At 63.7% G+C, this 12218-nt stretch carries 11 protein-coding genes; 3 read left to right on the top strand and 8 right to left on the bottom strand.

The window, feature by feature from the left end; genetic code table 11:
- Window positions 1-12: 12 nt before the first annotated feature.
- Window positions 13-867: an SCO6745 family protein gene (locus tag CH290_RS06850; protein WP_033188598.1), complete on the bottom strand. Its 855-nt coding sequence runs from the start codon at window positions 865-867 to the stop codon at window positions 13-15.
- 24 nt (window positions 868-891) lie between these two features.
- Window positions 892-3054 carry an excinuclease ABC subunit UvrB gene (gene uvrB / locus CH290_RS06845; RefSeq protein ID WP_033188597.1) on the bottom strand — a complete coding sequence of 721 codons (2163 nt, stop codon included), beginning with the start codon at window positions 3052-3054 and terminating at the stop codon, window positions 892-894.
- 66 nt (window positions 3055-3120) lie between these two features.
- On the opposite strand from uvrB, the gene CH290_RS06840 reads away from it, so the two are divergent.
- The gene (locus CH290_RS06840; protein ID WP_020112038.1) at window positions 3121-3663 is read left to right on the top strand and encodes a ribonuclease FAU-1 family protein; all 543 of its coding nucleotides are present in this window, start codon (window positions 3121-3123) and stop codon (window positions 3661-3663) included.
- Window positions 3664-3849: 186 nt separating this feature from the next.
- Here the strand turns inward: CH290_RS06840 and coaE are convergent, their stop codons facing one another.
- The gene (gene coaE / locus CH290_RS06835) at window positions 3850-5067 is read right to left on the bottom strand and encodes a dephospho-CoA kinase (RefSeq protein ID WP_033188596.1); all 1218 of its coding nucleotides are present in this window, start codon (window positions 5065-5067) and stop codon (window positions 3850-3852) included.
- Between the two features lie 130 nt (window positions 5068-5197).
- On the opposite strand from coaE, the gene CH290_RS06830 reads away from it, so the two are divergent.
- Window positions 5198-5407, top strand: a complete 210-nt coding sequence (locus tag CH290_RS06830; RefSeq protein WP_019665823.1) for a hypothetical protein — start codon at window positions 5198-5200, stop codon at window positions 5405-5407.
- 232 nt (window positions 5408-5639) lie between these two features.
- On the opposite strand, the gene rpsA is transcribed toward CH290_RS06830, so the two are convergent.
- Complete coding sequence (rpsA, locus tag CH290_RS06825) at window positions 5640-7115, bottom strand: 30S ribosomal protein S1 (RefSeq protein WP_019665824.1); 1476 nt, start codon at window positions 7113-7115, stop codon at window positions 5640-5642.
- A 269-nt stretch (window positions 7116-7384) separates the two neighbouring features.
- Here rpsA and CH290_RS06820 point away from each other — a divergent pair, with 269 nt between their 5' ends.
- Window positions 7385-8221 (top strand): class I SAM-dependent methyltransferase, encoded by an 837-nt coding sequence (locus tag CH290_RS06820; protein WP_019665825.1) that lies wholly within the window; start codon window positions 7385-7387, stop codon window positions 8219-8221.
- On the opposite strand, the gene CH290_RS06815 is transcribed toward CH290_RS06820, so the two are convergent.
- From CH290_RS06815 to CH290_RS06800, 4 genes are all read right to left on the bottom strand, one after another.
- Window positions 8218-8970, bottom strand: coding sequence for an amino acid ABC transporter ATP-binding protein (locus CH290_RS06815; RefSeq protein WP_019665826.1), 753 nt, complete (start codon window positions 8968-8970; stop codon window positions 8218-8220). The genes CH290_RS06820 and CH290_RS06815 overlap by 4 nt on opposite strands.
- Window positions 8971-8975: 5 nt before the next feature.
- Window positions 8976-9959 carry an amino acid ABC transporter permease gene (locus CH290_RS06810; RefSeq protein WP_020112037.1) on the bottom strand — a complete coding sequence of 328 codons (984 nt, stop codon included), beginning with the start codon at window positions 9957-9959 and terminating at the stop codon, window positions 8976-8978.
- Between the two features lie 39 nt (window positions 9960-9998).
- Window positions 9999-10880, bottom strand: coding sequence for an ABC transporter substrate-binding protein (locus CH290_RS06805; RefSeq protein WP_033188606.1), 882 nt, complete (start codon window positions 10878-10880; stop codon window positions 9999-10001).
- Between the two features lie 229 nt (window positions 10881-11109).
- A complete protein-coding gene (locus tag CH290_RS06800) occupies window positions 11110-12198 on the bottom strand; it encodes an isocitrate/isopropylmalate dehydrogenase family protein (RefSeq protein WP_020112035.1) in 1089 nt (362 codons plus the stop codon).
- Window positions 12199-12218: the final 20 nt, after the last annotated feature.

The following is a 12218-nucleotide window of genomic DNA, read 5'->3' as shown; positions in this document are numbered from 1 at the left end:
CCGACACCTGGCCTACTTCTTGTTGAACACACCGTTCGGGAACACGCCCTGATCGATGACCGTGTCCCGCCACGGTGTCGCGAGCTCTACGAGGCGCGCTGCGCCCTCCTCACCGAGAGCAGCCCAGGGCGCGAGGGCCAAGTCGTTGGTGATGTCCTCCACCAGCTCGCGGAGGTCGTTGCCGTGTTCGGTGAGCGCACCGTCCGCGTCTACGATCTCACGGTCCCGAAGAGAGTCCAGGCCGTCGTTCCACTGTTCGGTCGACCACCCGCGACGCTTCCGAGCGAATTCCTTCTCGAACCCCTTGCCCGTTGCAGTGTGAGTGATGAGCGCCTGAATTCCGCTCAACTCGGCTGTCTGCAATGCCGCGATATGCCCGTCGCCCCGGTGCTCACGGAGAAGCGTCAACGCGTGCCAGAAACGAAGGTGGGGCACCTCGGGCCAGTCGAGCTCGGCGTACGCGGCATACAGGGGACGTCCGTCGTCGCCGGGAATGTGGCTCGCCGCGATCGATGCCAACTCGGCGGCCTCGGCCATGGCATGTGACGACACCACGTCTTGCCCCAACAGACGGGTGTAGGCGTCACCGACAGCTCGGTAACGGATCTCGACGACTCGTTCCGGCGACACCGCTTTCCACGCCGCGGGTACCAACGGCTCGATCAGTTCACGATTGAAGTTGTAGAACGTTGCGGCCACCACGCCCGCACCGACAGCCCCCAGCGGAGCCGCACGACCGGCGAAGTACGGCGCACGCCCCTCCAGGCCGGCACCCGACAAGGCGTCCTGGGTCTCCGGGACGAAATAGCTCAACGAGTGCAGAAGTTCGAGTGCGCGGGCACTCCGGCCGGCAGTGGAAGCATTCATGGGTTGAACCGTAGCGAAAGCCGGTTACTTCAACCCGGCCGCGTCCATTCCGCGCAGCTCCTTCTTCAGATCCTGGATCTCGTCGCGCAGTCGTCCGGCAAGCTCGAACTGCAACTCGCGGGCGGCGTTCATCATCTGATCGGTGAGATTCTGGACCAAGGCCGCAAGCTCTGCACGCGGCATCGACTTGACGTCCTGGCCCTCGTAGACACCCGAGCTGACGGCCCTGCCCTTCTCCCCCTGCGCACGGCGCCCACGACTCGCGTTGCGCCCGGAGCCGCCGATCTCGACCGACTCCTCGGTGTCCTCGGCTTCCTCGTACACCTGATCCAGGATGTCGGCGATCTTCTTGCGCAGTGGCTGAGGATCGACACCCTTCTCGAGGTTGTACGCGATCTGCTTCTCACGTCGCCGCTCGGTCTCCTCGATGGCATACGTCATCGAGTCCGTCATCTTGTCCGCGTACATGTGGACTTCGCCCGAGACGTTACGTGCCGCACGGCCGATGGTCTGGACCAAGCTGGTGCCGCTCCGCAGGAACCCTTCCTTGTCCGCGTCGAGAATCGCGACCAAGGACACCTCGGGAAGGTCGAGTCCCTCACGAAGCAAGTTGATTCCGATCAGAACGTCGTACTCGCCCAGGCGGAGCTGACGGAGAAGCTCGACGCGCCGGAGGGTGTCGATGTCCGAGTGGAGGTACCGGACGCGGATGCCGAGCTCGAGCAGATAATCCGTCAGGTCCTCGGCCATCTTCTTGGTCAACGTGGTGACGAGGATGCGCTCGTCCTTCTCCGCGCGCTCGCGGATCTCGTGAACCAAGTCGTCGATCTGCCCCTTGGTGGGCTTGACCACGACCTTGGGATCGACGAGACCGGTGGGCCTGATGACCTGCTCGACGAACTCTCCGCCCGTCTGCCCCAACTCGTATTTGCCGGGCGTCGCCGACAGATACACCGTCTGACCGATACGCTGCGTGAACTCTTCCCAGGTCAACGGTCGATTGTCCGTTGCCGAGGGAAGCCGGAACCCGAACTCCACCAAGTTGCGCTTCCTCGACATGTCGCCCTCGTACATCGCGCCGATCTGCGGCACCGTCACGTGGGACTCGTCGATGACGAGAAGAAAATCCTCCGGGAAGTAATCGATCAACGTCGCCGGAGCGGTACCCGGTCCGCGGCCGTCGATGTGACGCGAGTAGTTCTCGATGCCCGAACAGAACCCGACCTGCTTGATCATCTCCAGGTCGTACTGCGTGCGCATGCGAAGTCGCTGGGCCTCGAGCAATTTGCCCTTGTTCTCCAACTCGGCGAGGCGCTCCTCCAACTCCAATTCGATGTTCGCGACCGCCTTCTCCATCCGCTCCGGACCGGCAACGTAGTGCGTCGCCGGGAAAATACGGACGGAATCGACCTGGCGGACGGTGTCACCGGTCAACGGATGCAAGTAGTACAGCGCCTCGATCTCGTCCCCGAAGAACTCGATGCGAACCGCCAGCTCCTCGTAGGACGGGATGATCTCGACCGTATCGCCGCGCACCCGGAACGATCCGCGTGTGAACGCCATGTCGTTGCGCGTGTACTGAACATCCACGAGGAGCCTCAGCAGTGCGTCCCGGGGCACCTCGACGCCGACCTGCAGTTCGATGGAGCGATCCACGTACGACTGCGGGGTACCGAGGCCGTAGATGCACGACACCGACGCGACCACGACGACGTCCCGCCTGGACAACAGGTTTGCCGTCGCGGAATGCCGCAGCCGCTCGACGTCGTCGTTGATCGACGAGTCCTTCTCGATGTAGGTGTCCGTCTGAGCGATGTACGCCTCGGGTTGGTAGTAGTCGTAGTAGGAGACGAAGTACTCGACCGCATTGTTCGGCAGCATGTCGCGAAGCTCGTTGGCCAGCTGCGCCGCCAACGTCTTGTTGGGCGCCATCACCAACGTCGGCCGCTGCAGCTTCTCGATCAACCACGCCGTGGTCGCCGACTTACCCGTTCCGGTGGCACCGAGGAGGACCACGTCCTTCTCGTCGGCCTTGATCCTGCGTTCCAGCTCGGCGATAGCCGTCGGCTGGTCACCGGCAGGCTTGTGCTCACTGACAACCTCGAACGCCGGACCCGTCCGTTCGATCTCTCCGACCGGACGGTGTTCGGAATGAGCCACCACGGGATGTTCGGATGCAAACGCCATGAAACCAGGGTAGACGCGACCACCGACAGGTTCCTTTCGAGCCGCGTCCAGGTAATTTGTTCACCCATGGACGCACCCGCCGCGGCACCACACGTACACGTCCACCCACCGAAGGTCGAGTACTTCGACGTCGTCGGTCTCACCAACACCGACCCGAAGGGATTCGTGCGCCCGGTGGACGAGTACCGCGTCGAACCGTGGGGCCTCTACATGGCGCGGCCGTCCGACCACCCACAATTCGACTACCTGCAGTCCTGGCTACTGCCCAGCCTCGGGCTGCGCGCCTCGATCTTCCACTACACCCCAGGAAGCGAACGCGACCAGGACTACTACATCGACATCGGCGAGTTCACACCCGGCGTCGACGCCTGGACCTCCGTCGACCACTACCTCGACCTCAGCGTCCGCACCGGACGAGGATTCGACTACCTCGACGCCGACGAACTCCTCGAAGCCAGAGTCGAGGGCCACCTCGACACCGCAACCGCCGACCTCGCAGTCAACCGCTCCGTCCTCGCCGTCGCCGGCCTCGCCTCCCACGACTACGACCTCGACGCCTGGCTCGACTCCCTGGGCATGCCCACGACCTGGCGTCCACGCAACACTTGAGGTCACGCAGAAGTCGAGGTCTCACGTACGAGGGTTCGGTCCCCTACCGCTCGAACGGATCATCCACACGACTGGAGTGCTTCGGAGGTTCGCTCCAGCGCGGGACGCCATCGCTTGAAAGTTCCATTCATACGGTCTGCCGGCTTGCATGGTCCATTCATGCGGCAGCGGGGAACGAGCTCACTCTCAGGCCTTCCAACCCGTGCGCTCCGCCCATTCCCAGGCGCGCACGTAGGCTCGGTCGAACCAGGGCTCCTTCACGCCGACGTAAGCCTCGATCGCGGACTGGTAATCGGACCGATCCTTGGCCGCGAAATCAGCGGCGCGCTTGATTTCCAGATACTCGGCGGTCGCGTCGACATCGGCGATCAGCCAGTCACGGAAGACGAGCGCGAACTGCTGCCCTGGCCACCCGTCGACGCGGATGTGGATGTTGGCCGTCCGGCCCGGGTCCGCCGAACCGTGGAAACGCTTGGTCCACAACGCAGGATCAGCCTCACCGCCGATTCCGTAGGCGGGCTTGGGGTTGTCCGCGGTGATGTTGGCGTTGCGGGGAAACCCTATCCGACGCAACGGTTCCGCGAGTGCATCCGCGTCGTCGAGACTCGCGACGGTGACCTGGATGTCGATGACGTCCTTGGCGTCGAGACCGGGCACCGCCGTCGAGCCGATGTGATCGATTCTCACAGCTGAACTTCCAGCCGCAACCGCGATGCGCGCCTTGATGCGCTCGGCCTGAGCTGCCCACCGAGGATCTGCCGGAACGAGTTCAGGATGTGTTCTGACGATCACGCCGTCTCTGATGTTCCTCTCGAACGGCACCAGGCGCTCGGTCCACAGATCACGCACCACGTCGTCGAGATCATCCGGTGCGCCGCTGTTGTCGATCCAGATATCCGCCGCCGCACGGCGTTGTTCGTCCGTTGCCTGAGCAGCAATCCTGGCCCGCGCATCCGTCTCCGGCATCTTCCGCTGGCCTACAAGTCGTTCCACCCGCTCCTCGGCATCGGCGAACACGACAGCGACGAGTTGGAACAGCGCACCCATCTTGCCTTCCACCAGAAGTGGGATGTCCTGAATCACGACGGCATCGTCCGCGGCGCCCTCGATGATTTCGGCAGTACGCTTCCCGACGAGCGGATGGACGATCGAGTTCAACGTCGCGCGAGAGGCATCGTCACCGAATGCCTTGGCCGCCAACGCCGGCCGATCGAGCGAGCCATCGGCAGCCAGAATGTCGTCGCCGAACGCCTCCAGCAACTCCTGCAGACCCACAGTCCCGGGCTCGACGACTTCCCGAGCGATCACGTCGGCGTCGACGAGCACCCCGCCCAACTCCGCCAGCCTCTTCGACACGGTCGACTTCCCTGCTCCGATGCCTCCGGTGAGGCCGAGTCTCAACATGTCCCCAGTCTCTCACCGAAACACGCCGAAGCACACCAGCCTCAAATGCACCAGGTTCGGCTCCGTGTCCGTTATCTTCGTCGTGCGAGATAAGTATTTGCCGACCCACTGCTAGCGAAAAGGACTTTCGATGCGAAGCAATCAGATCCAACCGGGTCGGCACCGTCTCGGCATGGAATCGGGAGTTCACGTCATTCTGATCCCCGAGGTTGCCCTGGCGTTGGCCGACCATCGGCGCAACTGGTTCACCAACCTGCTCAGCCCGGCTCGTCACAGCTTCGCGTCCATGCGCAAGCGGACAGGCGCCGTCGCTCAGTGGAGTCCCGCCGTCGCAGGCTGAGCCACCCCGTCGAAACGACGATGGACCCGTATTCCCTCGCGGAATCGGGTCCATTCTTGTTTTCCCGGATGCACCACCTCCCGCCCCTTCGGTGACCGAACGGAACATTCGGTCACTTCAAGTGACCGAACGGCACATTCGGTCTCGAAGGAGGTGGGGCGAACGACGAAGCCCCGGCCCTCGAAGGGAGGGCCGGGGCTGTGGTCACACCACTAGGGGTGGACAGTGTCTATCAGGCGTTGCCCGACAGCTTCTCACGCAGTGCAGCGAGCTGTGCGTCGCTGGCGAGTGATCCGCCGGTCGATGCCGGAGCGGATGCTGCGGGAGCATCACCTTCGGCGTCGGCAACCTGACCCGACTCGGAGGAGTAGTTGGTGTTGGCGGCTTCGGCAGCTTCGTCCTTGGCCGTCTTCTCCATCTGAGCGGTGTGCATCTTGTGGCGACGCTCTGCCTCGGCGTAGCGGCCTTCCCACTCTTCACGCTGCTTTTCGTAGCCTTCGAGCCATTCGTTGGTCTCGGAGTCGAAGCCCTCGGGGAAGATGTAGTTGCCCTGCTCGTCGTACGAGTCGGCCATTCCGTACTTGGACGGGTCGAACTCTTCTGCGTAGTCCTCGTTGGCCTGCTTGAGGCTCAGCGAGATACGACGACGCTCGAGATCGATGTCGATGACCTTGACAAGTGCATCGTCGCCGACGCCGACGACCTGGTCCGGGACCTCCACGTGGCGCTCGGCCAGCTCGGAGATGTGCACGAGGCCCTCGATGCCCTCTTCGACGCGAACGAATGCGCCGAACGGAACGAGCTTGGTGACCTTGCCGGGCACGATCTGGCCGATCGCGTGGGTGCGAGCGAACTGGCGCCACGGATCTTCCTGCGTTGCCTTGAGCGACAGTGACACGCGCTCGCGGTCCAGGTCGACGTCGAGAACCTCGACGGTGACCTCGGTGCCGACCTCGACAACCTCGGAGGGGTGATCGATGTGCTTCCAGGACAGTTCGGAGACGTGGACGAGTCCGTCGACGCCACCCAGGTCCACGAAGGCACCGAAGTTGACGATGGAGGACACGACGCCCTTGCGGACCTGGCCCTTCTGGAGCTGGTGCAGGAACTCGCTGCGAACCTCGGACTGGGTCTGCTCGAGCCATGCGCGGCGCGACAGGACCACGTTGTTGCGGTTCTTGTCGAGCTCGATGATCTTGGCCTCGATCTCCTTGCCGACGTACGGCTGGAGGTCGCGGACGCGACGCATCTCGACGAGCGAGGCGGGAAGGAAGCCACGGAGACCGATGTCGAGGATGAGTCCACCCTTGACGACCTCGATGACGGTGCCCTTGACGGCCTCGTCCTTCTCCTTGAGCTCTTCGATCGTGCCCCAGGCGCGCTCGTACTGCGCACGCTTCTTGGACAGGATCAGGCGGCCTTCCTTGTCCTCCTTGGTGAGGACGAGAGCTTCGACCTCATCGCCCACGGAGACGACCTCGTTGGGGTCGACGTCGTGCTTGATGGAGAGCTCACGGGAAGGGATGACGCCTTCGGTCTTGTAACCGATGTCGAGCAGAACCTCGTCGCGGTCGACCTTGACGATGGTGCCTTCGACGATGTCACCATCGTTGAAGTACTTGATCGTGGCGTCGATAGCGGCGAGAAAATCCTCTGCGGAGCCGATGTCGTTGACGGCTACCTGCGGTGAGGTTGTGGTTGAGGGCATGTGTTGAGTTGCTCCGGACGGGTTGGGTATCGGTTGATGGATGTTCGGTCGGACTGTAGAACGTAGTTCTGAACAGAACGAGAACCGTATGCGTCGAAAGACACCTACTGCTCGTGATGCAAGAACAGATCGAGAACGAAAATGTTCCCGCGCACCCTCGAACCTCGACGGATCAGGGGCAGCGTGAACACACTCGCGTCAGTAAGGGTACTCGACCAGGTCACAGGTGGGCAAACGCGACAGCACCACGCTCGAGCAATCCAGCTAACGTGTTTCCGGTGACCGACACCCCGCAGTCTCCCGCCGTCCCGGGCCGTGCGCGTATCGACTCCGAGGCAAGCGACCGAGCCAGCCGATCGTGGTGGGATTCCGACGCCGACGAGTACCACCGCACTCACGGGGAGTTTCTGGGTGTCGGGTCCGAACGTGGAGAGTTCGTCTGGTGCCCCGAAGGTCTTCACGAGGGCGACGTGCACCTGCTCGGCGACGTGTCCGGACGAGATGTCCTCGAAGTGGGCTGCGGGTCCGCGCCGTGTGCTCGGTGGCTCGGCGCCCAGGGGGCCCGCGCCGTCGGCCTGGATATTTCGGCAGGGATGCTGCGCACCGGCGTCGATGCCATGGCCGCCGCGGGCGATCACGTTCCGCTGGTGCAGGCGAGCGCCGAGGCGCTTCCGTTCCTCGATTCGAGTTTCGACATCGCATGCTCGGCTTTCGGTGCCGTGCCGTTCGTGGCGAACTCCGCCGGGGTGATGAAGGAAGTCGCGCGCGTACTTCGTCCCGGCGGAATCTGGGTGTTCGCGGTGAACCACCCGATGAGGTGGATCTTCCCCGACGATCCGGGACCGGTCGGACTGACAGCGACGATCCCCTACTTCGACCGAACTCCGTACGTCGAGTTCGATGCCGACGGCGTGCCGACGTACGTCGAGCACCATCGCACGATCGGAGACCGGGTCCGCGAGATCGTCGGCGCCGGACTCGAGGTCGTGGACATCGTCGAACCGGACTGGCCGGAGTGGCTGGACCGCGAGTGGGGTCAGTGGAGCCCACTCCGCGGTCAGCTCTTCCCCGGAACCGCGATCTTCAGCGCTCGGAAACCGAGCTAGAGCAGCTTCGACAGGAACGCCTGCGTCCGCTCGTGCTGCGGGTTGGACAGAACAGATCTCGGGTCGCCCGATTCGACGACGACGCCGCCGTCCATGAACACCAGTTGGTCCGCAACTTCACGGGCGAAGCCCATCTCGTGCGTCACCACGACCATGGTCATTCCGTCGCGCGCGAGTTCTTTCATGACTCCCAGGACTTCGCCGACCAGCTCGGGGTCGAGTGCGGACGTCGGCTCGTCGAACAACATGAGCTTGGGGTCCATCGCCAGTGCCCGCGCTATCGCTACCCGCTGTTGCTGGCCGCCGGACAGCTGGGCCGGGTAGGCGTCGGCCTTGTCCGCGAGACCCACCCGGTCGAGTAGTTCCTTCGCTCGGGCCGTCGCATCCTTTTTCTTGATGCCCTTGACCTGCGTCGGCGCCTCGACGATGTTGTCCAAAGCCGTTCGGTGCGGGAACAGGTTGAAGTGCTGGAAGACCATTCCGATGTCACGGCGCTGCTGTGCGGCCCTCTTCGGGTGCAGTTCGTAGAGCTTGCCGTTCTTCTCCTCGTACCCGACGAGCTCGTCGTCGACGTACAACCGGCCGGCATTGACCTGCTCGAGGTGATTGATGCACCGCAGGAACGTCGACTTGCCCGATCCCGACGGTCCGACCATGCACAGGACCTGGCCCTTGTCGACCTCGAGGGTGATCCCCTTGAGAACCTGCAGCGCGCCGAAGTTCTTGCACACCTGCTGCGCTTTGACCATCGGACTCACGACGGGCCGCCTTCGCTGGAGCGCTGCACGGGCAACGGCTTGCCACCCTGCGCATCGGCGAGGGCCTGCAACTGGCGACCGGTCAACTTACGAGACACACCTTTCGAGTAATAGCGTTCGAGGTAGAACTGCCCGACCATCAGGATGCTCGTCATCACCAGGTACCACGTGGACGCCACGAGCAGCAGCGGCACAGGCTCGAAGTTCACTCCCGAGATATCACGGGCGCGCCCGTACAGCTCACCCGTGAACGGCACAGCGATGACCAGCGAGGTGGTCTTCAGCATGCTGATCACTTCGTTACCGGTGGGAGGAATGATCACCCTCATCGCCTGCGGCAACACCGTCCGACGCATCGTCTGGGACCAGGACATGCCGAGTGCCGTCGACGCCTCGACCTGACCTTCACCGACCGAGTTGATGCCGGCGCGCACGATCTCGGCCATGTAGGCGGCCTCGTTGAGGGCCAGCCCGATCACCGCGAACCAGAACGCCGAGTACAGCGACTGCAGATCGAACGTCGCCAACTGAACGGTGAACGGGATTCCGAGCGCCACCTCGCGGTAGATGACCGGAACCAGTCCCCAGAACGTGAGCTGGACGTAGATCGGGGTCCCGCGAAAGATCCAGAGGTAGATCCACGCGGCACTGCGCAGCACCGGGTTGGGAGACAATCGCATGACCGCGACGACGACGCCCAACACGATCGCGATGACCATCGAGTAGACCAACAGTTGCACGGTGATCCAGACACCGTTGCCGATCCGGCTGTCGAACAGGTAGCGCCCGTACGTGCCCCAACCATAGGCAGGGTTGGTTGCAGCCCCGTACACGAACAGCCCGAACAACACGATGACGATGACCGCGGTGATCCAGCGTCCCGGGTGGCGCAGCGGAATCGCCTTGATCGGCGCCGGATCCGTGCTCGAACCGTCCGAGGATCCGGAACGGCCGGCGCCGGGCGAAGCCGAGGAGGTCACACTAAGTCCTTTCGACGAGTGAGTGCAGCAGACCGCGGATCAGTTGACCGCACCGTTGATCTGCGACTCCTCGATGACGCCCGCCTCGACGCCCCAGTTCTCCGCGATGGTCTGGTACTGACCGTTGTCGATCAGGTGCTGCACTGCCTGCTGCAGGGTTGCCGCCAACGGCGATCCCTTGGCGACCGGGTAACCGTACGGAGCGGAGTCGAACACGTCACCGGCCGCCTCCAGCTTGTCGCCGGTCTGCTTGATGGCGTACGCGGTGACCGGTGAATCGGCGGACATCGCGTCGACACGCCCGAGTACGAGTGCGTTGACGGCATCGTCCTGGCTGTCGTACTTCTCGATCTGGATGGCGGGCTTGCCTGCGGCGACACACGCTTCGCTCTTCGCAGGAACTTCCTCCTGATCCTGGATCGTGGTGGTCTGCACGGCGACCTTCAGCCCGCAGGCGTCCGTCGGGTCGACGCTTCCGCCCGTCTGCTGCGCCCACTGCGTACCCGCGTTGAAGTACGTGGCGAAGTCGACGGTCTGCTCACGCTCCCTGGTGTCGGTGAACGACGACATCCCGACGTCGTACGTACCGCCCTGGATCGACGGAATGATCCGATCGAAGTCGGCTTCCTCGTACTGTGCCGTCACGCCCAACACGCCTGCCACTGCATTCATCAGGTCCACGTCGAAACCGACGATCTTGCCCGAGGAATCCTTGAACTCGTTGGGCGAGTAAGGCACGTTGACACCGACGACGAGAGTCCCTGACGACACGTTCTTCTCCGGCAGGGTCGCCGCGATCTCGTCGACCTTGGTCACCTCGACAGCTGTCGTCTCGTCGGTTGCGGGTGAAGCACCTTCTTCGGTGTTCTGGGCGCAGCCCGAGAGCAACAGCGCCCCGGCGCCGCCCACTGCCAACAACATCCGAGCGGTCTTCGAGTACGAGCGATCAAACACGAGAAATCCTCCGAAATCCAAACACGATCCAACGCGACAGTCCTGCACGGCCGCACCACGTCGAGCGGTGAGCCGGACCTACGAACCCTAGGCGACGTTCGTCGCCCTTGCTGTCCGGGTAATCGAACAGTAACGCGGGCGCGTCGAACCTCAGGGCATTTTCGTACCTTCGGCGGCCTCGGCACGCGGGGCGCAGTCAGATCCGCAGCGCTCTCGCGAGAACGGTCTCGGTGAACTCACCGGTCGACGCGGTGCCGCCGAGGTCGGCTGTGGCCACTCCGGATTCGAGGGCACCGTCGACGGCGTGCCGGATCCGCCCGGCAGCGTGCGCCAGCCGCGTGTCGCCGTGTCGGGTCGCCAGGCATTCGAGAAGCATTGCGGCAGAGAGGAACAACGCCGTCGGATTGGCTCTGTTCGTTCCGGCGATATCCGGTGCGGATCCGTGCGCTGCCTGCGCCATCACCTTGTTCTCGGACGTGTTCACCGACGGTGCCATTCCCAGCGATCCGGACAGCTCACCTGCGAGGTCGGACAGAATGTCGCCGAACATGTTCTCCGCGACGATGACGTCGAAATCCTCTCCCCGCCGAACGAGGTGGGCAGTCAGAGCGTCGATGTGGTGCTCGTCGACGCTCACATCGGGGAAGCTCTCGGCCACGCCGCGACAGACGTCGCGGAACAACCCCGTGGTCAACGACAGGACGTTGGTCTTGTGCACGATGGTGACGTGCCGCGACCGCGTTCGTGCCAGCACGAATGCTTCTCGGGCGATCCGTTCGCACGCGGCCCGGGTGAACACGCCGACTGCCAGAGCGACGTCCGGCGTCGGCATGAATTCCCCGCTGCCGACGAACATGTTGCGGTCTGCGTAGAACCCTTCCGTGTTCTCGCGGACCACGACGAGGTCCATCCCGTTCGACACCGCCCGGACACCGGGATGAGCCTTGGCAGGGCGGATGTTCGCGTACAGATCGAATCGCTTGCGAATCACACCGCCCGGCGTCAACTGAGACCTGAAAGGCTCCGGATACGACGCGCTGTCGTGCGGGCCGAGTACCCAGGCATCGAGCGCATCGAGTTCCGCGAGCGTGGACTCCGGAACCGGCGTTCCGTGCGACTCGATCGCCGCGTGCCCCAGCGGCAACTCGACCCACTCCACGGCCAGGGCGTGCTCCGCCCCCACAGCGGCGTCGACGACGCGCTGGGTCGCCGGAACGATCTCGTGCCCGATGCCGTCGCCGAGCATCGAGCCGATTCTCACCTTCGTGACTCCGTCGTGTGCCATATCGGCAATCATGACTGACT

Origin of the sequence: Rhodococcus sp. 06-156-4 (genome assembly GCF_002259345.1) — a bacterium.
GTDB classification, from domain to species: domain Bacteria; phylum Actinomycetota; class Actinomycetes; order Mycobacteriales; family Mycobacteriaceae; genus Rhodococcoides; species Rhodococcoides fascians_E.
This window is presented reverse-complemented; position numbering and strand designations above follow the sequence as displayed.